This window comes from Streptomyces nidicola, assembly GCF_050106155.1.
GTDB lineage: Bacteria > Actinomycetota > Actinomycetes > Streptomycetales > Streptomycetaceae > Streptomyces.
Genome location: NZ_JBNBPI010000001.1, coordinates 3488407 through 3509124, shown reverse-complemented (window position 1 = coordinate 3509124; position 20718 = coordinate 3488407). Strand labels below are relative to the sequence as shown.

Below are 20718 nucleotides of genomic sequence, written 5' to 3'. Positions count from 1 at the left end.
TACAGGGGGTGCACAGGGGGGCTTACGACACGCATCGTGCGCCTCCTGTGCGCCCTATGTCGCCACTGAACCTTCCTTCGATAGGCTGTATCGAACCCGCCCACCGCATATGCCGTGGTGCCGCCGCCGTTCCGTCGATCGCGGCCCGGGTGTCGACGCACGCACCACCAGACTTCGACGCATCACAAGACATCGGAAGTTCTCGAAACATCCCGTAGCTCAAGGAGAGTCATCGAGCGATGGCCGGTCCCGCCTTCCGCGCCGCCGCCGTCAGGGTGCGCGTTCCCGCCACCAGCGCCAATCTCGGCCCGGGCTTCGACAGCCTCGGCCTGTCGCTGGGGCTCTACGACGACGTGGTCGTCAGGGTCGCCGACTCCGGGCTGAACATCGACATCGCCGGTGAGGGCTCCGAGACCCTGCCCCGTGACGAGTCGCACCTTCTGGTCCGCTCCCTGCGTACGGCCTTCGACGCCCTCGGCGGACAGCCGCGCGGCCTTGAGATCGTCTGCGCCAACCGCATCCCGCACGGCCGTGGCCTCGGCTCCTCGTCCGCCGCGATCGTGTCGGCCGTGGTCGCCGCGCGCGCCGTGACGATAGGCGGCAACGCGTTGCTCGACGACGCGGCGCTGCTCGAACTCGCCACCGAGATCGAAGGCCACCCCGACAACGTGGCCCCGTGCCTGCTCGGTGGCTTCACCATCGCGTGGACGGAGACCGGCGCGGGCCGCGCGATCCGTCTCGACGCGGCCGGTTCCATCGTTCCGGTGGTCTTCGTCCCCGGAAAGCCGGTCCTCACCGAAATGGCGCGAGGACTCCTGCCGCGCACCGTCCCGCACGTGGACGCCGCGGCCAACGCGGGCCGGGCGGCCCTGCTCGTCGAGGCCCTGACCAGGCGCCCCGAGCTGCTGCTCCCGGCCACGGAAGACCGTCTTCACCAGGAGTACCGGGCGCCGGCGATGCCGGAGAGCGCCGCACTGGTGGAGCGGCTGCGGGCCGACGGGGTGCCCGCGATGATCTCCGGAGCGGGGCCGACGGTCCTCGCTCTGGTGGAGGAAGAAACGGCCGACAAGGTCGCCCGGCTGGCCGGGGAGGGCTGGGCGGCGAACCGCCTCGACCTCGATGTCGACGGAGCGAGCGTGCTGCCGCTTGGCTCCTGACACCCGGTTGCCGGAATACGAGAGGGGGAATGTTTGTTGGATCCGGTAGTGTTAACCTCAAGTCTGCACCCGGCCCTACCATGGCGAGGTGCTGTGTGTCCCCGTCAGGGACAACCATTCTTCCGGGAGCCTCCCCAGCGATTCTGTGCAGCGTCCTCGCATGTCGAGACGTGGCGCTGAAGAGTGGCGAGCACGCTCCGGAACCGGCGTGACTGAGCCGCGTGACACAGAAATCCAGTGCACCCGCGGAATCGGGCTACGCCGTCACCACCGAATTCTTCCGCCTCTTCGGCGGACAACCGCCCCGGCACACGGTCCGTACAGGCTGGACCACCGCCGGACAGCACAACACGGTCGCCGAGCCAGACAGGCCGACGTCCGCTCCAGGGAAGGACCCTTCGTGAGCGACACCACCGATCTGATGGGCGTGACTGCCGACAGCTCTGCTGCCGCGCCCGCCGCGTCCTCTGCGGACGCCTCCGCCGCGCCCGCCCGGCGGCGCCGCGGTACCGGCCTTGACGGCATGGTGCTGGCCGAGCTGCAGCAGGTCGCATCGGGCCTCGGTATCAAGGGCACTGCGCGGATGCGCAAGAGCCAGCTGATCGAGGTCATCAAGGAGGCGCAGTCCGGGGGAGGAAACTCCCAGGCCGCCCCCGCGAAGAGCGCCGACGCCGCCGAGACGAAGCCGAAGCGGCGGGCCACCTCGAAGGCCCGCACCGGCGACGAGTCCGCGGCCGACGCGGCGCCCGCGAAGTCGGGTGCCAAGGCGGACAAGGCCGAGGCCGCCGACGCCCAGGCGAAGAAGGCCACGGCCCAGCAGCAGATCGAGATCCCCGGCCAGGGCGCCAGTGACGAGCAGCCGGCCGGCGAGCGTCGTCGCCGTCGTGCCACGTCCGAGGCGGGCAGCCCCGAGACGGTCACCGCCGAGGCCAGGTCCGACACGCGCCAGGACCGCCAGGACAAGCAGGACCGCCAGCAGGACCGTCAGGACAAGCAGGAGCGTCAGGACGGCGGCGACGGCAACAAGGGCGACGGCGGCCAGGACGGCAACCACGAGGGTCGCCGCGACCGCCGTGACCGTCAGGGCGACCGCCAGGGCGGCCGTGGTGGGCGCGACCGTGACCGCCAGGGCGGCGACCGTGACCGCCGCGGCGGCAAGGGCGACGACCAGGGCGGGAACCAGGGCGGCGGCCGGAACAACCAGCAGGGCGGCGGCCGGAACAACAACCAGCAGGACGACGGCTACGACGACGACGGCGGCGGCCGCCGCGGGCGCCGGGGCCGTTACCGCGACCGCCGTGGGCGTCGTGGGCGCGACGAGCAGGGCTTCGGCAACGAGCCGCAGATCTCCGAGGACGACGTCCTGATCCCCGTCGCGGGCATCCTCGACATCCTCGACAACTACGCCTTCATCCGTACGTCGGGCTACCTGCCGGGTCCCAATGACGTCTACGTCTCCCTGGCCCAGGTCCGCAAGAACGGCCTGCGCAAGGGTGACCACGTCACCGGTGCCGTGCGGCAGCCCAAGGACGGCGAGCGCCGCGAGAAGTTCAACGCGCTCGTCCGCCTCGACTCGGCGAACGGCATGGCGGCCGAATCCGGCCGTGGGCGCCCGGAGTTCAACAAGCTGACGCCCCTCTACCCGCAGGACCGCCTCCGCCTGGAGACGGACCCGGGTGTGCTGACGACGCGCATCATCGACCTCGTCGCGCCGATCGGTAAGGGCCAGCGCGGTCTGATCGTGGCCCCGCCGAAGACCGGCAAGACCATGATCCTGCAGTCGATCGCCAACGCGATCACGGTGAACAACCCCGAGTGCCACCTGATGGTCGTCCTCGTCGACGAGCGTCCGGAAGAGGTCACCGACATGCAGCGGTCGGTGAAGGGCGAGGTCATCTCCTCGACCTTCGACCGTCCGGCCGAGGACCACACCACGGTCGCCGAGCTCGCCATCGAGCGCGCCAAGCGCCTCGTGGAGCTGGGTCACGACGTCGTCGTGCTGCTCGACTCGATCACCCGCCTGGGCCGCGCGTACAACCTCGCGGCGCCGGCCTCCGGCCGCATCCTGTCCGGTGGTGTCGACTCGACCGCCCTGTACCCGCCGAAGCGCTTCTTCGGTGCGGCCCGCAACATCGAGGACGGCGGCTCGCTGACCATCCTCGCCACCGCGCTGGTGGACACCGGGTCCCGCATGGACGAGGTCATCTTCGAGGAGTTCAAGGGCACCGGCAACGCCGAGCTCAAGCTCGACCGCAAGCTCGCCGACAAGCGCATCTTCCCGGCGGTGGACGTGGACGCGTCCGGTACCCGTAAGGAAGAGATCCTGCTCGGCAGCGACGAGCTGGCGATCACCTGGAAGCTGCGTCGCGTGCTGCACGCGCTCGACCAGCAGCAGGCGATCGAGCTGCTGCTCGACAAGATGAAGCAGACGAAGTCCAACGCGGAGTTCCTGCTGCAGATCCAGAAGACGACGCCGACGCCGGGCAACGGCAACGACTGACGCTTCACAGGGATTCAAGGGCTGGGCCCCGCCGCTTCGTGCGGCGGGGCCCAGCCCTTTTCCGTGCCTGCTCGGAACGTTTCAGGGCACTCGGTGGCCAGAGACCTTCACCACACGTATAAGGATCTGTGCCCTCTGTGAAGCATGCGGCACATGGGCGTGAAAGTGCAGGTGAGAGGGTTGCTGCTCGTTGATGCCGCTACGTACCGTCGCACTTCCGTCCCAGAATGCGCACACGTGTTTGTGCAACCCTTCTTGGCGGTCCGCCGTCACACCGAGTGAACGAAAAGCGGGACCGAAGGATCAGAAGCAGACGAACCTGCGAGGAGTTATGCCGGAACGTGACAGCAAGCCCGGGCGCCACCGCGGCGCCAAGGGCAGCCGCCGCAAACCGCGCAGTGGGCGCAGCAAGGCGCTGCGGATCGCGGCGTGGAGCGCCGCGGGCGTCGTCGTCCTCGGTGGAACCGGCCTGGGGTACGTCTACTTCCAGCTCAACGGCAACATCAAGAGCGTCGACATCGACTCGCAGCTGGGCACCGACCGTCCGCAGAACGTGGACAACGGCTCCGAGGACATCCTCGTCCTCGGCTCCGACACCCGGGCAGGCGACAACGAGAAGGTCGGCGGCGGCGCCGACGAGGGCTCGGCCCGCTCGGACACCGCGATGGTCGTCCACGTCTACAAGGGCCACAAGCGGGCCAGCGTCGTCTCCATCCCCAGGGACACGCTCATCGACCGCCCCTCGTGCACCGACAAGGACGGCAACGAGTACCCGGCGCAGAACGAGGTCATGTTCAACTCCGCGTACTCGACGGGCGGCGCGGCCTGCGCGGTGAAGACCGTCGAGTCCCTGAGCGGAATCCGCATGGACCACTACGTGGAGGTCGACTTCAGCGGCTTCCAGAAGCTGATCGACGACCTCGGCGGCGTCAAGGTCACCACCACGAAGGCGATCAACGACCCCGACAGCCATCTGAACCTCGACGCCGGTACGCACACGCTCAGCGGCAAGCAGTCGCTCGGCCTCGTCCGCACCCGGCACGGCGTCGGCGACGGCAGTGACCTGGGGCGCATCCAGCTCCAGCAGGCGTTCATGAAGGCCCTGATGGACCAGATCAAGAGCGTCGGCGTCTTCACCAGCCCCAGCAAGCTGTACGCACTCGCGAACACCGCCACGAAGACGGTGACCACGGACTCGCAGCTGGCCTCGGTCAAGGACCTGACCTCGTTCGCGAGCGGGCTCAAGGGCATCGGCTCCGGCGACATGAACATGGTGACGCTGCCGGTGCAGTACGACCCGAACGACGCCAACCGCGTGCTCCTGGACAAGACCAACGCGAAGAAGGTCTGGAAGGCCCTGGAGGCCGACAAGGCCATCCCGAAGTCGGCCACGAAGGACTCCGCGAAGGGCTCCGCCGACAGCGTCGTGAAGTAGGCGCGAAGCAGCGACGACCCCCTCGGGAAGGGCCGGGAATACTTCCGGGCCCTTCTCGGTTTTGGGGGATACGGCCAGTCCTGGCAGACTGGTACGTCGGCCCCGGTTCACGCTCCCGCATCCCGCGTCAGCGACCCGGCGCCCTCCATGAACCTAGGAGACACCTTGAAGCGCGACATCCACCCCGAGTACGTCGAGACGCAGGTCTCTTGCACCTGCGGCGCGTCGTTCACCACCCGTAGCACCATCTCGTCCGGCACCGTCCGTGCCGAGGTCTGCTCCGAGTGCCACCCGTTCTACACGGGCAAGCAGAAGATCCTCGACACCGGTGGCCGTGTGGCCCGCTTCGAGGCCCGCTTCGGCAAGGCTGCCGCTGCCAAGAAGTAGCGAAGCTCCAGCGCCGGTCCACGGTGCCCCTGTTTCTCGCGGGGGCACCGGGACCGGCGCTTTGCGGTGCAGCCCCTTTTGATCCCCCGTAACTGCAGGAGCCGGAGATGTTCGAGGCCGTCGAGGAACTGATCGGTGAGCACGCCGATCTGGAGCAGAAGCTCGCGGACCCCTCGGTCCACGCCGACCAGGCGAACGCGCGCAAGCTCAACAAGCGCTACGCCGAGCTGACCCCGATCGTCGCCACGTACCGCTCCTGGAAGCAGACCGGGGACGACATCGAGACGGCGAAGGAATTCGCCGCAGACGACCCGGACTTCGCGGCCGAGGTCAAGGAACTCGAGCAGCAGCGCGAGGAGATCACCGAGAAGCTGCGGCTCCTCCTGGTGCCCCGTGACCCGTCCGACGACAAGGACGTGATCCTCGAGGTCAAGGCCGGCGCAGGCGGCGACGAGTCCGCCTTGTTCGCCGGTGACCTGCTGCGCATGTACCTGCGCTACGCGGAGCGCGTCGGCTGGAAGACCGAGATCATCGACGCCACCGAGTCCGAGCTGGGCGGCTACAAGGACGTCCAGGTCGCCGTGAAGACCAAGGGCGGCAACGGCGCGACCGAGCCCGGCCAGGGTGTCTGGGCCCGCCTGAAGTACGAGGGCGGCGTGCACCGCGTGCAGCGTGTGCCCTCGACCGAGTCGCAGGGCCGCATCCACACCTCCGCCGCCGGCGTGCTGGTCACGCCCGAGGCCGAGGAGGTCGACGTCGAGATCCACGCCAACGATCTGCGCATCGACGTGTACCGCTCCTCGGGCCCCGGCGGGCAGTCCGTCAACACGACCGACTCCGCCGTCCGCATCACGCACATCCCCACCGGCGTCGTGGCTTCCTGTCAGAACGAGAAGTCCCAGCTGCAGAACAAGGAGCAGGCGATGCGTATCCTGCGCTCCAGGCTCCTCGCAGCGGCGCAGGAGGAAGCGGAGAAGAACGCCGCCGACGCCCGCCGCAGCCAGGTCCGCACCGTCGACCGCTCCGAGAAGATCCGTACGTACAACTTCCCGGAGAACCGCATCTCGGACCACCGTGTCGGCTTCAAGGCCTACAACTTGGACCAGGTGCTCGACGGCGACCTCGACGCCGTGATCCAGGCGTGCGTCGACGCGGACTCGGCCGCCAAGCTCGCCGCCGCGTAGAACCGCACCGCCCGCCCCGTACGACAGCTCAGCCCGGAGGAACAGCGTGCAGCAACATTTTGGGGGGCGACCCCCGAACCCCCGCAGCGTGCTGCTCGCGGAAGTGGCCCAGGCCACTCAGCGGCTTGCCGACGCCGGCGTGCCCTCGCCGCGCAATGACGCGGAGGAGCTCGCGTCCTTCGTGCACGGCGTCAAGCGGGGCGAGCTGCACACCGTCAAGGACGCGGACTTCGACGCCCGGTACTGGGAGGCGATCGCGCGCCGCGAGGCCCGCGAGCCGCTCCAGCACATCACCGGGCACGCCTACTTCCGCTATCTGGAGCTCCAGGTCGGCCCCGGTGTCTTCGTGCCGCGCCCGGAGACCGAGTCGGTCGTCGGCTGGGCCATAGACGCCGTGCGCGCGATGGACGTCGTCGAGCCGCTGATCGTCGATCTGTGCTCCGGCTCCGGCGCCATCGCCCTCGCGCTGGCCCAGGAGGTGCCGCGCTCGCGCGTGCACGCCGTGGAGCTGTCCGAGGACGCGCTCAAATGGACGCGCAAGAACGTCGAGGGGTCCAGGGTCGACCTGCGCCAGGGCGACGCCCTGGAGGCCTTCCCCGACCTCGACGGCCAGGTCGACCTCGTCATCTCCAACCCGCCGTACATCCCGCTCACCGAGTGGGAGTACGTCGCCCCCGAGGCCCGTGACTACGACCCGGACCTCGCCCTGTTCTCCGGCGAGGACGGGCTCGACCTGATCCGTGGCATCGAGCGCACCGCCCACCGCCTCCTGCGCCCCGGCGGCATCGTCGTCATCGAGCACGCGGACACGCAGGGCGGCCAGGTGCCGTGGATCTTCACCGAGGAGCGGGGCTGGGCGGACGCCGCCGACCACCCCGACCTCAACAACCGCCCGAGGTTCGCGACGGCCCGCAAGGCGCTGCCGTGACCGACGCGTTGTCCTTTGAGTTTGACGAGTTCGAGCGATCCGCAGACCAGCACACCGAGCAGGAGGCCCGCTAGATGGCACGGCGCTACGACACCAACGACGCAGTCGACCGCGCTACCGGCCTGCGTGAAGCCGCCTCCGCAGTCCGCCGCGGCGAGCTGGTCGTGCTGCCCACCGACACCGTGTACGGCATCGGTGCGGACGCCTTCACGCCCGAGGCGGTCGGTGACCTCCTGGAGGCCAAGGGCCGTGGCCGCAACATGCCGACGCCGGTGGTCATCCCCTCGCCGAACACCCTGCACGGGCTCGTCACGGACTTCTCCGAGATGGCCTGGGAGCTGGTCGACGCGTTCTGGCCGGGCGGACTGACCCTCGTCGCCAAGCAGCAGCCGTCGCTCCAGTGGGACATCGGCAACACCCGTGGCACCGTCGCGGTCCGGATGCCTCTGCACCCCGTGGCCATCGAACTGCTCACCGAGGTCGGCCCGATGGCGCTCTCCTCCGCGAACCTGACGGGCCACCCGGCACCCGAGGACTGTGACGCCGCGCAGGACATGCTCGGCGACTCCGTCTCCGTCTACCTCGACGGGGGGCCGACGCCCGGCAACATCCCGTCATCCATCGTCGACGTCACCGGCAAGGTCCCGGTCCTGCTGCGCGAGGGCGCGCTGACCGCGGACGAGCTGCGCAAGGTCGTACCCGACCTCGAGGTGGCGAATTGACAGCCCCTGAGACGGGGCGTGGCATAGGCAACGGGTACGTACGCACGCCGGCACTCCCCGGCGACACCTTCCGCATCCTCCACGTCAGCACCGGCAATGTGTGCCGCTCGCCGATCACCGAGCGGCTGACCAGGCATGCCCTCGCGGACCGGCTAGGCGCGCCGCTCGCCGGCGGGCTCGTCGTGGAGAGCGCGGGCACCTGGGGCCACGAGGGCGCGCCCATGGAGGCCAACGCGGAAACGGTCCTGGCCGACTTCGGCGCGGATGCCTCCGGCTTCGTGGGCCGTGAGCTCCTCGACGACCACGTCATAAGGGCCGACCTGGTCCTGACCGCGACGCGCGACCACCGCGCGCAGGTCATCTCCATGGGGCACAGCGCGGGTCTGCGGACGTTCACGCTGAAGGAGTTCACGCGGCTCGTGCAGGCCATAGACCCGGCCACGCTGCCGGACCCCCTGGAGTCGGGTGTGGTCGAGCGCGCGCGTTCCCTCGTGCGGGCGGCGGCGGCTCTACGCGGGTGGCTCCTGGCCCCCTCCGTGGAGGCGGACGAGGTCTACGACCCGTACGGCGCACCCCTCCCGTTCTTCCAGTCGGTGGGCGGCGAGATCCACGAGGCCCTGGACCCGGTGGTCACGGCCCTGACGGGCGTCAAGAAGTAGTATCCAGCCCCGCCGGCGTTTGAGGCGCGGGGTCCGGGGCGGAGCCCCGTGACGTGACGCCGGGCGGGCGCAACGACGCGGATCTACATTGGAAGGCCACTCACCTCCCCGACGCGAGGCCCGGAGCCGACCATGCCGGTGATGACACAACCCGCAGCCACCGCGGAGCTACTGCGGCAGGACCCCGAACTGGCCGAGATCCTCCTCGGGGAGACCGCCCGCCAGGCGGACTCCCTCCAGCTCATCGCCGCGGAGAACTTCACGTCCCCCGCGGTCCTCGCCGCCCTCGGCTCCCCGCTCGCCAACAAGTACGCGGAGGGCTACCCCGGCGCCCGCCACCACGGCGGCTGCGAACTCGTCGACGTCGCCGAACGCCTCGCGATCGACCGCGCCAAGGCCCTCTTCGGCGCCGAACACGTCAACGTACAGGCGCACAGCGGCTCTTCGGCCGTGCTCGCCGCGTACGCCGTACTGCTGAAGCCCGGCGACACCGTCCTCGCGATGGGCCTGCCGTCCGGCGGCCACCTCACGCACGGCTCACCGGCCAATTTCTCCGGCCGCTGGTTCGACTTCGTGCCGTACGGCGTCGACGCGGAGACCGGGCTCATCGACTACGAGCAGGTCAGCGCCGCGGCCCGCGCCCACCGCCCCAAGGCCATCGTCTGTGGCTCGATCTCGTACCCCCGGCACATCGACTACGCCGCCTTCCGGGAGATCGCCGACGACGTGGGCGCCCACCTCATCGCCGACGCCGCGCACCCCATCGGCCTCGTCGCCGGGGGAGCGGCCCCGAACCCGGTCCCGTACGCGGACATCGTCTGCGCCACCACGCACAAGGTGCTGCGCGGACCGCGCGGCGGGATGCTGCTGTGCTCGGCCGAGCTGGCCGACCGCGTCGACCGGGCCGTGTTCCCCTTCACCCAGGGCGGCGCGCAGATGCACACCATCGCCGCGAAGGCCGTCGCGTTCGGCGAGGCGGCGCGTCCCGCCTTCACCGCGTACGCCCATCAGGTCGTCGCCAACGCCCGACTCCTCGCGGGCGCGCTCGCCGCGGAGGGCTTCGGCGTCACCACCGGAGGCACCGATACCCATCTGCTGACCGTGGACCCGGCGCCGCTCGGCGTCGCGGGCGGGGTGGCGAGAGGCCGGCTCGTCTCGGCGGGCATGATCCTCGACACATGCGCACTGCCCTATGAAGGGGGCCGCGGCCTGCGCCTCGGCACCGCCGCCGTCACCACACAGGGCATGGGTGAAGGAGAGATGGCCCGCATCGCCGTGCTCCTGTCGGGTGTCGTACGCGACGTTCTCGACGCCCGCGCGGTCCGCGAAGAGGTGCGCGAACTGGCCGGAAGATTCCCCCCGTACCCCGCCTGGAACGGGGTAGGCGAGCGGTAGAACACCCCTTGCGCCGCACCAGTGCACCTCTGGAACCGTCAGCCGTGCAACCATCGTCGCTACCCGGAAGTCCCCAACCCTAAGCACGCGAGACTAGGGTGTGGGGCTGAGATGGCCAGCGATACCTGTGGGGAAGCCCGTGCGTGAATACCTGCTGACGCTCTGCATCACGGCCGCGGTGACCTATCTGCTCACAGGCCCGGTGCGGAAGTTCGCGATCGTGGCCGGCGCCATGCCGGAGATCCGTGCGCGCGACGTGCACCGGGAACCCACGCCGCGGCTCGGCGGTATCGCCATGTTCTTCGGCCTGTGCGCGGGCCTGCTCGTCGCCGACCACCTGACCAATCTGGACAAGGTCTTCGAGTCCTCGAACGAACCGCGGGCGCTGCTCTCCGGCGCCGCCCTGATCTGGCTGATCGGTGTCCTGGACGACAAGTTCGAGATCGACGCCCTCATCAAGCTCGGCGGCCAGATGATCGCCGCGGGCGTCATGGTGATGCAGGGCCTGACGATCCTGTGGCTGCCGATCCCGGGCGTCGGGACGGTGTCGCTGACCCAGTGGCAGGGGACCCTGCTGACCGTCGCGCTCGTCGTGATCACCATCAACGCGGTGAACTTCGTGGACGGCCTCGACGGTCTCGCGGCCGGCATGGTGTGCATCGCCGCCGCGGCGTTCTTCCTGTACGCGTACCGGATCTGGTACGGCTACGGCATCGAGTCCGCGGCCCCGGCCACGCTGTTCGCGGCGATCCTGATGGGCATGTGTCTGGGCTTCCTGCCGCACAACATCCATCCGGCCAGAATCTTCATGGGCGACTCGGGCTCCATGCTCATCGGCCTCGTCCTCGCGGCCGGCGCGATCTCCATCACAGGGCAGGTCGACCCGGACGCGCTCAAGCTCAACCTCGGCGGCTCCACCCGCGACACCACGCACGCGATGCTGCCCGTCTTCATCCCGCTGCTGATGCCGCTGACGATCATTGCGATCCCGTTCGCCGACCTCGTCCTCGCGATCGTGCGCCGCACCTGGAACGGGCAGTCGCCGTTCGCGGCGGACCGCGGGCATCTGCACCACCGGCTCCTGGAGATCGGCCACTCGCACTCCCGCGCAGTGCTGATCATGTACTTCTGGTCGGGCCTCATCGCCTTCGGCGCGGTCGCCTACTCGGTGCACTCCGCGTCCGGGACGTGGGTCATGCTCACCATCGTCGCGCTGAGCTTCGTCGGGCTCGTCATGCTCCTGCTGCCGCGCTTCACGCCCCACGCGCCGCGCTGGGCCCAGCACTTGGTGCCTCCGCGCTACCGGCGACCGGCCGCGTCCGCGGCGGGGGACGGGGCGGCCGAGCCGTCCGAGGGCTCCGAGACGTCCGGCGGCGAACCGGACCGCGACCGGATCCCGGCGGGAGTCAACGGGGCGACGGCGATCGGCGCTCGTTCGCGCTTCACGGACCGGCGTAAGGCGGGAACGTCCCGTTGACGTGGGCGGCCGCGAAGTCCGAAATGAGCCCAATACCAGACATGTTGGCCTCGCGGGTGCACAGACGCGCAGGATCCCCCTCACGTGTGACGGTTGGCACACCTTCTAGGTAAAGACCGCATCAAATAGTTTGTGATACCGTTCACGAAGCCGGGGGAAGGACCGAAAGGCCGTAGTGCGACGGTCATTTGGCCCGAATCGGACTGCTGAATCCCCGGACTACGCTCGTCCATGACGACACCCTGCCCCACACCAGTAAGCGGAGTTGCCGCCATGCCGTCCAATGACGCACGGACCCTTCTTCACACCGTCCTACCCACCGCCGCCGCAGGCGTGATTGCCGCGGTGATCAGTGGTGTGGTTGCGGGCGGCAAGGGGGCCATCGGTGCGCTGGTCGGTGCTCTGGTGGTCATCGTGTTCATGGGCCTCGGGCAGGTCGTGCTGATCCGCACGGCGAAATCGCTTCCGCAGCTGTTCCAGGCGATGGGGCTGATGCTCTATGTCGCCCAGCTGCTGCTGCTCATGATCTTCGTGGCCATTTTCAAGGACACGACTCTCTTCAATCCCAAGACCTTTGCCGTCTCTCTGGTCGTCTCGACCGTTGTGTGGATGGCGGCCCAGGCCCGCGCTCACATGAAGGCCAAGGTTTTCTATATCGACCCCGAGGCGGCGCCCGGTTCCAAGGGGACCGGGACCGGTGAGAAAGCCGAGAAGACCGGGTCGTCATCGTGAGAGGTAGGGCCGGGATAAGCGCCCGTTCGTCGGGCTGCTATCGTCCGGTGCCAACTGCGGCATCGCCGGCGCGGGCACGAGAGCTGACGCCTGCACGATCGCGAGGCTCACTGCCTGCCCGCCGCCCCCACGCCCGAAACACCAGACCGGTGCCGATCCGCGGCTGCACGCCGCACCGACACAACGAGGTTGCCGTACTTATGCGTCACGCCGAAGGAGCCCGCGGTGAGTGCTGACACGACCCAGCTCGCCTTTGACTGGAGCTGTCGGATCATGTCCGACAACGGATGCGGCTTCCCGGCGCCGGGCCTGCACTCCTTCCTGTTCGAACCGATTGCCGACTTCGGCTGGTTCTACTTCAACAAGGTGATGCTGCTCGCCCTGCTCACCACGATCGTCGTCTGTGTCTTCTTCTACTTCGCGTTCGGCCGCTCGAAGGTCGTGCCCGGGAAGATCCAGATGATCGGTGAGGCCGGCTACGACTTCGTCCGCCGCAACGTCGTCTACGAGACGCTGGGCAAGAAGGAGGGCGAGAAGTACGTACCGATCATGGTCTCGCTGTTCTTCTTCATCTGGATCATGAACATCTGGTCGGTCGTCCCGCTCGCCCAGTTCCCGGTCTCCTCGGTCATCGCCTACCCGGCGGTCCTCGCGGCCATCGTGTACCTGATCTGGGTCCCGCTGACCTTCAAGCGCCATGGCTTCGTGGGTGGTTGGAAGAACATCACCGGCTACGACCCGTCGCTCGGGCCGATCAAGTGGCTGGTCTCGTTCATCGAGTTCTTCTCGAACCTGCTGGTCCGCCCGTTCACGCACGCGGTGCGACTCTTCGCCAACATGTTCGCCGGTCACCTGATGCTGGTGATGTTCACCGTCGCCTCCTGGTACCTGCTGAACAGCTGGATGATCCCGGCCGCCGGCGTCTCCTTCGTGATGACGATGGCGATGATCCTCTTCGAGCTTTTCGTCCAGGCCGTTCAGGCGTACGTCTTCGTCCTCCTGGCCTGCACGTACATTCAGGGCGCTCTCGCCGAGCACCACTGAGCCCCACCCCGTCCAACCACCCCAGGTCGTCCGGTGGCCAACCCCCACCGGTTCGTAAAGAAAAGGAAGTAACGGCATGTCCGCGTCCATCGAACTCGCCGCTGGCGTCTCCGGCTCCCTCGGTTCCATCGGTTACGGTCTCGCCGCGATCGGCCCCGGCATCGGTGTCGGCATCGTCTTCGGTAACGGCACCCAGGCCCTTGCCCGCCAGCCCGAGGCTGCCGGCCTGATCCGCGCCAACCAGATCCTCGGCTTCGCCTTCTGTGAGGCGCTCGCCCTCATCGGCATCGTTATGCCGTTCGTGTTCGGTCAGTAATCACCGCGTACTGACTGACACTTACGACGAAAGGCACTGATGTGATCGCCAACCTGGTACAGCTGGCGGCCGAGGAGAAGATGAATCCTCTCGTCCCTCCCGGTCCCGAGCTGCTCATCGGCACCATCGCCTTCGCCATCGTCTTCTTCGTCTTCGCGAAGAAGCTTCTCCCGCGCATCAACAAGACGCTGGAAGAGCGCCACGCGAAGATCGAAGGCGGTATCGAGAAGGCCGAGGCGCTTCAGACCGAGGCCCAGAGCGTGCTCGAGCAGTACAAGGCTCAGCTCGCCGAGGCCCGGCACGAGGCCGCGCGGCTGCGCCAGGAGGCGCAGGAGCAGGGTGCCGCGCTCATCGCCGAGATGCGTGCGGAGGGTCAGCGGCAGCGTGAGGAGATCATCGCCGCCGGTCACTCGCAGATCGAGGCCGACCGCAAGGCCGCCGCTCAGGCGCTGCGTCAGGACGTGGGCCTGCTGGCCACCGACCTGGCCGGCAAGCTCGTCGGCGAGTCCCTCGAGGACACCGCCCGGCAGTCGCGCACGATCGACCGCTTCCTCGACGAGCTCGAGGAGAAGGCAGAGGCTGCACGATGACCGCCCACGGAGCGAGCCGCGAGGCACTGGCCGCCGCGCGTGAGCGTCTGGACGCGCTGACCGACAGCACGTCGGTCGACGCCAAGGCGCTCGCCGGCGACCTCGCCTCGGTGACCGCGCTGCTGCAGCGCGAGGTCAGCCTGCGACGGGTCCTGACCGACCCGGCGCAGGCCGGTGAGGCCAAGGCCGAGCTCGCGAGCCGCCTGCTCGGCGGCCAGGTCGGCGGCGAGACCGTCGACCTGGTGTCCGGCCTGGTCCGCTCCCGGTGGTCGGCCTCCCGCGACCTGGTCGACTCCCTGGAGGAGCTGGCCAACACCGCGGACCTGACCGCGGCGCAGAAGAGCGGTGAGCTCGACGACGTCGAGGACGAGCTGTTCCGGTTCGGCCGGATCGTCTCCTCCAACACCGAGCTGCGCGCCGCACTGACCGACAAGTCGGCTTCGGACTCGGCCAAGGGCGAGCTCGTCAAGCAGCTGCTCGACGGCCGGGCCAAGCCCACCACCGAGCGGATCGTCGGCCGTCTTGTGACCGCGCCGCGGGGACGTAGCCTGGAAGCGGGACTCGAGTCCCTCTCCAAGCTCGCCGCCGAGCGTCGCGAGCGCATGGTGGCGGTCGTCACCACCGCGGTCCCGCTGAGCGACGCGCAGAAGCAGCGTCTGGGTGCGTCCCTGGCGAAGCTCTACGGCCGTCAGATGCACCTGAACCTGGACGTGGACCCCGAGGTCCTCGGCGGGATCAAGGTGCAGGTGGGTGACGAGGTCATCAACGGCTCGATCGCGGACCGCATCGAGGAGGCCGGCCGCCGTATGGCCGGCTGACCGCAACAAGCTCAACACGTACGACTACGGCCCTAGTTGGGCCGTGCAGAGGATTCCTGGGGGCTGACCCCAGACCCCCCAAGAACACTTCGGGCCCAACAAGGAGAGCAGGGAACCCAGATGGCGGAGCTCACGATCCGGCCGGAGGAGATCCGGGACGCGCTGGAGAACTTTGTCCAGGCGTACAAGCCGGACGCGGCCTCGCGCGAGGAGGTCGGTACGGTCACCCTTGCCGGCGACGGCATCGCGAAGGTCGAGGGCCTTCCCTCGGCCATGGCCAACGAACTGCTGAAGTTCGAGGACGGCACCCTCGGCCTCGCGCTCAACCTGGAAGAGCGCGAGATCGGCGCCATCGTCCTGGGCGAGTTCAGCGGCGTCGAGGAGGGACAGCCGGTCACGCGTACCGGTGAGGTCCTGTCCGTCGGTGTCGGCGAGGGCTACCTGGGTCGCGTCGTCGACCCGCTCGGCAACCCGATCGACGGCCTCGGCGACATCGAGACCAGCGGTCGTCGCGCCCTCGAGCTGCAGGCCCCGGGCGTCATGGCCCGTAAGTCGGTCCACGAGCCGATGGAGACCGGCTACAAGGCCGTCGACGCGATGACCCCCGTCGGCCGTGGTCAGCGTCAGCTGATCATTGGTGACCGCCAGACCGGCAAGACCGCCCTGGCCGTCGACACGATCATCAACCAGCGCGACAACTGGCGCACCGGCGACCCGAACAAGCAGGTCCGCTGCGTGTACGTCGCCATCGGTCAGAAGGGCTCCACCATCGCCTCCGTGCGTGGTGCGCTCGAAGAGGCCGGCGCGCTCGAGTACACGACCATCGTCGCCGCCCCGGCGTCCGACCCGGCCGGCTTCAAGTACCTGGCGCCGTACACCGGCTCGGCCATCGGCCAGCAGTGGATGTACGACGGCAAGCACGTCCTCATCATCTTCGACGACCTCTCGAAGCAGGCCGACGCCTACCGCGCCGTGTCCCTGCTGCTCCGCCGCCCGCCGGGGCGCGAGGCCTACCCGGGTGACGTCTTCTACCTGCACTCCCGTCTGCTCGAGCGCTGCGCGAAGCTCTCGGACGACATGGGCGCCGGTTCGATGACGGGTCTGCCGATCGTGGAGACCAAGGCGAACGACGTCTCGGCGTTCATTCCGACCAACGTCATTTCCATCACCGACGGCCAGTGCTTCCTGGAGTCCGACCTGTTCAACGCCGGCCAGCGTCCGGCCCTGAACGTCGGTATCTCGGTCTCCCGTGTGGGTGGTTCCGCCCAGCACAAGGCCATGAAGCAGGTCTCCGGCCGACTCCGTCTGGACCTGGCCCAGTACCGCGAGCTGGAGGCGTTCGCCGCCTTCGGTTCCGACCTGGACGCCGCGTCGAAGGCGCAGCTGGAGCGCGGTCAGCGTCTCGTCGAGCTGCTGAAGCAGGCGCAGTACGAGCCGATGGCCACCGAGGACCAGGTCGTCTCCGTCTGGGCCGGTACCAACGGCAAGATGGACGAGGTGCCGGTCGCCGACATCCGCCGCTTCGAGAAGGAGCTCCTGGAGCACCTGCACCGCAAGGAGCAGGGCCTCATGACCTCCATCAAGGAGGGCGGCAAGATGTCGAACGACACGATCCAGGCCATCGACGAGGCCGTCGCCGACTTCAAGAAGCAGTTCGAGACCTCGGACGGGAAGCTTCTCGGCGAGGACGCTCCGGCCGCCGCCAAGTGACGTAAGGAAGGGACCTGACTCATGGGAGCCCAGCTCCGGGTCTACAAGCGTCGCATCCGATCCGTCACCGCGACCAAGAAGATCACCAAGGCGATGGAGATGATCGCCGCCTCGCGTGTCGTCAAGGCACAGCGCAAGGTGGCGGCCTCCACGCCGTACGCGACCGAGCTCACGCGCGCGGTCACGGCGGTGGGGACCGGGTCGAACACCAAGCACCCGCTGACGACGGAGTCGGAGACGGCGACCCGCTCCGCGGTTCTGCTGCTCACCAGCGACCGCGGTCTGGCCGGCGCCTTCAACGCGAACGCCATCAAGGCCGCCGAGCAGCTCACGGAGAAGCTCGTCGGCGAGGGCAAGGAGGTCGACACGTACATCGTCGGCCGCCGTGGTCTGGCCCACTACAACTTCCGCGAGCGCAAGGTCGTGGAGTCGTGGGCGGGCTTCACCGATGAGCCCACGTACGCGGACGCCAAGAAGGTCGCGGCCCCGCTGATCGAGGCCATCGAGAAGGAGACGGCGGAGGGCGGCGTGGACGAACTCCACATCGTCTACACCGAGTTCATCTCGATGATGACGCAGACGGCCGTCGACGGCCGGCTGCTGCCGCTCAGCCTCGAAGAGGTGGCGGAGGAGTCGAAGGCGTCCGGCAAGGGCGACGAGATCCTTCCGCTGTACGACTTCGAGCCGTCGGCGGAGGACGTCCTCGACGCCCTGCTGCCGCGCTACGTCGAGAGCCGGATCTACAACGCGATGCTCCAGTCGGCTGCCTCCAAGCACGCCGCCACGCGCCGCGCGATGAAGTCGGCGACCGACAACGCGGGAGAGCTGATCAACAACCTCTCCCGTCTTGCCAACGCGGCCCGCCAGGCCGAAATCACCCAGGAAATCAGCGAGATCGTCGGTGGCGCGAGTGCCCTGGCCGACGCGACCGCGGGGAGTGACAAGTAATGACGACCACTGTTGATACGGCCGTTGCCACGGGCCGCGTCGCCCGGGTGATCGGCCCGGTCGTCGACGTGGAGTTCCCCGTCGACGCGATGCCGGACATCTACACCGCTCTGCACGTCGAGGTCGCCGACCCGGCGCTCGAGGGTGCGAAGAAGACCCTGACGCTCGAGGTCGCCCAGCACCTCGGTGACGGCCTGGTCCGCGCGATCTCCATGCAGCCGACCGACGGCCTGGTCCGCCAGGCCCCGGTCGTGGACACCGGCGCCTCCATCACGGTGCCCGTCGGCGACTTCACCAAGGGCAAGGTGTTCAACACCCTCGGCGAGGTCCTGAACGTCGACGAGCAGTACACCGGCGAGCGCTGGGGCATCCACCGCAAGGCGCCGAACTTCGACGAGCTCGAGTCGAAGACCGAGATGTTCGAGACCGGCATCAAGGTCGTCGACCTTCTCACCCCGTACGTCAAGGGTGGAAAGATCGGCCTGTTCGGTGGTGCCGGCGTCGGCAAGACGGTGCTCATCCAGGAGATGATCTACCGCGTCGCCAACAACCACGACGGTGTCTCCGTGTTCGCCGGTGTCGGCGAGCGCACCCGTGAGGGCAACGACCTCATCGAGGAGATGGCCGAGTCCGGCGTCATCGACAAGACCGCGCTGGTCTTCGGTCAGATGGACGAGCCGCCGGGCACCCGTCTGCGCGTGGCCCTCGCGGGTCTGACGATGGCGGAGTACTTCCGCGACGTCCAGAAGCAGGACGTGCTGTTCTTCATCGACAACATCTTCCGCTTCACGCAGGCCGGTTCCGAGGTCTCGACCCTGCTGGGTCGCATGCCCTCGGCCGTGGGTTACCAGCCGAACCTGGCCGACGAGATGGGTCTCCTCCAGGAGCGCATCACGTCGACCCGTGGTCACTCGATCACGTCCATGCAGGCCATTTACGTGCCCGCGGACGACCTGACCGACCCGGCCCCGGCGACGACCTTCGCCCACCTCGACGCGACGACGGTGCTCTCCCGTCCGATCTCCGAGAAGGGCATCTACCCGGCCGTGGACCCGCTGGACTCCACGTCCCGCATCCTGGACCCCCGCTACATCGCGGCGGACCACTACAACACGGCCATGCGCGTCAAGACGGTCCTGCAGAAGTACAAGGACCTTCAGGACATCATCGCGATCCTCGGTATCGACGAGCTCGGCGAGGAGGACAAGCTCACTGTCCACCGCGCCCGTCGCGTGGAGCGCTTCCTGTCGCAGAACACCCACGTCGCCAAGCAGTTCACCGGCGTCGACGGGTCGGACGTGCCGCTGGACGAGACGATCACGGCCTTCAACGCGATCATCGACGGCGACTACGACCACTTCCCGGAGCAGGCGTTCTTCCTGTGCGGTGGCATTGAGGACCTCAAGGCCAACGCCAAGGAGCTCGGCGTCTCCTGAGCCCCGTAGCTCATGGGAGGACCGGGGTGCGTCCCGGTCCTCCCGCAACGCCCACTAGACTTTGAACCGACACCCGGCAGCGAGTGCCGCCGGGTGGTGACCCGAGGAGCCCACCTTGGCTGCTGAGCTGCACGTCGAGCTCGTCGCCGCGGACCGTAGTGTCTGGTCCGGCGAGGCCACCCTGGTCGTCGCGCGTACCACGTCCGGCGACATCGGCGTCATGCCCGGTCACCAGCCGCTGCTCGGTGTGCTGGAGTCGGGGCCCGTGACGATCCGTACGACGGACGGGGGAACGGTCGTGGCGGCTGTCCACGGCGGTTTCATCTCGTTCGCCGACAACAAGCTGTCCCTGCTGGCCGAGATCGCCGAGCTTTCGGACGAGATCGACGCCCAGCGGGCGGAGCGGGCGCTGGAGCGCGCGAAGTCGGACGCGGATGCGTCGGCCGAGCGTCGTGCCGATGTTCGACTCCGTACGGTGGCGGCGCGCTGAATCCAGCGAGCCACATGATGTACCTCAGCCGCGGTCCAGGCCGGAGATAATCTCCGGACCGGGTCGCGGCTGAGGCGATCTATCGGTAGTGCTGTTTTTTGCAGTTCCGTTATCAGGCGTGCGGCGCCTGATCGGTCGAGAAGTCCTTGAGAGACGAGGAGGTCGGTTCAGATGGTCCTCGTTCTCGTGCTGTGCGTAGTCGCGGTCGTCGTACTCGTGGTGGTGGGGCTTGTCGCCTTCGGGGTACGGCGGCGGCTCATTCAGCGCTCGGGCGGTACGTTCGACTGCTCGTTGCGGTGGGATGCGCCGGCGCCCGATGCGGATGACACCTCCGGCAAGGGGTGGGGGTACGGGATCGCCCGCTACAACGGGGACCGGATCGAGTGGTTCCGCGTCTTCTCGTACGCGCCTCGTCCGAAGCGGATCCTGGAACGCGCGGCGATCGAGGTCACCGGTCGTCGGGCTCCCGAGGGCGAGGAGGAACTCGCCCTCCTCTCCGACGCGATCGTCCTCGCGTGTACGCACCGCGGTACGCGTCTCGAACTCGCCATGAGCGAGGACGCCCTGACGGGCTTCCTGGCCTGGCTCGAGGCGGCCCCTCCCGGCCAACGCGTCAACGTGGCGTAACTCTTCCCCCACCCCGCCCCTTCCCGAAAGCCCTCAATCGCCGGGCGGGCTCTATCCAGAGCCCGCCCGGCGATTGAGGGCAATCTTTTGAAGCCCGTCCGGCAGGACTTTCGGGAAGGGGTGGGGTGGGGGAGATGTATGGAGAAGCCGGGCCCACGGGGGG

Annotated in this window: 20 protein-coding genes; all 20 read left to right on the top strand. The window is 68.5% G+C overall.

Going from position 1 to position 20718, the window contains the following annotated elements; genetic code table 11:
* Positions 1–239 precede the first annotated feature (239 nt).
* A complete protein-coding gene (gene thrB / locus ACOKM3_RS15855; RefSeq protein ID WP_426900988.1) occupies positions 240–1157 on the top strand; it encodes a homoserine kinase in 918 nt (305 codons plus the stop codon).
* 400 nt (positions 1158–1557) lie between these two features.
* Positions 1558–3657 (top strand): transcription termination factor Rho, encoded by a 2100-nt coding sequence (gene rho / locus ACOKM3_RS15850; RefSeq protein WP_426900986.1) that lies wholly within the window; start codon positions 1558–1560, stop codon positions 3655–3657.
* 331 nt (positions 3658–3988) lie between these two features.
* Positions 3989–5092: an LCP family protein gene (locus ACOKM3_RS15845; protein ID WP_426900984.1), complete on the top strand. Its 1104-nt coding sequence runs from the start codon at positions 3989–3991 to the stop codon at positions 5090–5092.
* A gap of 165 nt (positions 5093–5257) precedes the next feature.
* Positions 5258–5479 carry a 50S ribosomal protein L31 gene (gene rpmE / locus ACOKM3_RS15840; RefSeq protein WP_010984345.1) on the top strand — a complete coding sequence of 74 codons (222 nt, stop codon included), beginning with the start codon at positions 5258–5260 and terminating at the stop codon, positions 5477–5479.
* A 107-nt stretch (positions 5480–5586) separates the two neighbouring features.
* Positions 5587–6663 carry a peptide chain release factor 1 gene (gene prfA, locus ACOKM3_RS15835; protein ID WP_426900982.1) on the top strand — a complete coding sequence of 359 codons (1077 nt, stop codon included), beginning with the start codon at positions 5587–5589 and terminating at the stop codon, positions 6661–6663.
* 88 nt (positions 6664–6751) lie between these two features.
* Positions 6752–7591: a peptide chain release factor N(5)-glutamine methyltransferase gene (gene prmC / locus ACOKM3_RS15830; protein WP_426900981.1), complete on the top strand. Its 840-nt coding sequence runs from the start codon at positions 6752–6754 to the stop codon at positions 7589–7591.
* A 74-nt stretch (positions 7592–7665) separates the two neighbouring features.
* Positions 7666–8313: an L-threonylcarbamoyladenylate synthase gene (locus ACOKM3_RS15825; RefSeq protein ID WP_426900979.1), complete on the top strand. Its 648-nt coding sequence runs from the start codon at positions 7666–7668 to the stop codon at positions 8311–8313.
* On the top strand, positions 8310–8972 hold the full coding sequence (locus ACOKM3_RS15820; protein WP_266714094.1) for an arsenate reductase/protein-tyrosine-phosphatase family protein: 663 nt from the start codon (positions 8310–8312) through the stop codon (positions 8970–8972). The genes ACOKM3_RS15825 and ACOKM3_RS15820 overlap by 4 nt, the downstream gene beginning before the upstream one ends.
* A 132-nt stretch (positions 8973–9104) precedes the next feature.
* Positions 9105–10367, top strand: a complete 1263-nt coding sequence (locus ACOKM3_RS15815; RefSeq protein ID WP_426900977.1) for a serine hydroxymethyltransferase — start codon at positions 9105–9107, stop codon at positions 10365–10367.
* Positions 10368–10506: 139 nt separating this feature from the next.
* The gene (locus tag ACOKM3_RS15810) at positions 10507–11844 is read left to right on the top strand and encodes an MraY family glycosyltransferase (protein ID WP_426900975.1); all 1338 of its coding nucleotides are present in this window, start codon (positions 10507–10509) and stop codon (positions 11842–11844) included.
* Between the two features lie 273 nt (positions 11845–12117).
* Positions 12118–12576 carry a hypothetical protein gene (locus ACOKM3_RS15805; RefSeq protein WP_426900973.1) on the top strand — a complete coding sequence of 153 codons (459 nt, stop codon included), beginning with the start codon at positions 12118–12120 and terminating at the stop codon, positions 12574–12576.
* A 273-nt stretch (positions 12577–12849) separates the two neighbouring features.
* Positions 12850–13620, top strand: coding sequence for a F0F1 ATP synthase subunit A (gene atpB / locus ACOKM3_RS15800; protein WP_426906805.1), 771 nt, complete (start codon positions 12850–12852; stop codon positions 13618–13620).
* Positions 13621–13696: 76 nt separating this feature from the next.
* Positions 13697–13936 (top strand): ATP synthase F0 subunit C, encoded by a 240-nt coding sequence (atpE, locus tag ACOKM3_RS15795; RefSeq protein WP_385762526.1) that lies wholly within the window; start codon positions 13697–13699, stop codon positions 13934–13936.
* A 41-nt stretch (positions 13937–13977) separates the two neighbouring features.
* Positions 13978–14526 (top strand): F0F1 ATP synthase subunit B, encoded by a 549-nt coding sequence (locus ACOKM3_RS15790; protein ID WP_426900971.1) that lies wholly within the window; start codon positions 13978–13980, stop codon positions 14524–14526.
* The gene (locus ACOKM3_RS15785) at positions 14523–15344 is read left to right on the top strand and encodes a F0F1 ATP synthase subunit delta (RefSeq protein WP_426900969.1); all 822 of its coding nucleotides are present in this window, start codon (positions 14523–14525) and stop codon (positions 15342–15344) included. Before ACOKM3_RS15790 ends, ACOKM3_RS15785 begins: the two co-directional genes overlap by 4 nt.
* Positions 15345–15464: 120 nt before the next feature.
* Complete coding sequence (gene atpA / locus ACOKM3_RS15780) at positions 15465–17054, top strand: F0F1 ATP synthase subunit alpha (protein WP_426900967.1); 1590 nt, start codon at positions 15465–15467, stop codon at positions 17052–17054.
* A 21-nt stretch (positions 17055–17075) separates the two neighbouring features.
* Positions 17076–18002, top strand: coding sequence for a F0F1 ATP synthase subunit gamma (locus ACOKM3_RS15775; protein ID WP_426900965.1), 927 nt, complete (start codon positions 17076–17078; stop codon positions 18000–18002).
* Positions 18002–19438 (top strand): F0F1 ATP synthase subunit beta, encoded by a 1437-nt coding sequence (gene atpD, locus ACOKM3_RS15770; RefSeq protein WP_426900963.1) that lies wholly within the window; start codon positions 18002–18004, stop codon positions 19436–19438. Before ACOKM3_RS15775 ends, atpD begins: the two co-directional genes overlap by 1 nt.
* Positions 19439–19553: 115 nt before the next feature.
* The gene (locus tag ACOKM3_RS15765; RefSeq protein ID WP_426900961.1) at positions 19554–19928 is read left to right on the top strand and encodes a F0F1 ATP synthase subunit epsilon; all 375 of its coding nucleotides are present in this window, start codon (positions 19554–19556) and stop codon (positions 19926–19928) included.
* Positions 19929–20099: 171 nt separating this feature from the next.
* Complete coding sequence (locus ACOKM3_RS15760) at positions 20100–20555, top strand: DUF2550 domain-containing protein (protein WP_426900959.1); 456 nt, start codon at positions 20100–20102, stop codon at positions 20553–20555.
* Positions 20556–20718: the final 163 nt, after the last annotated feature.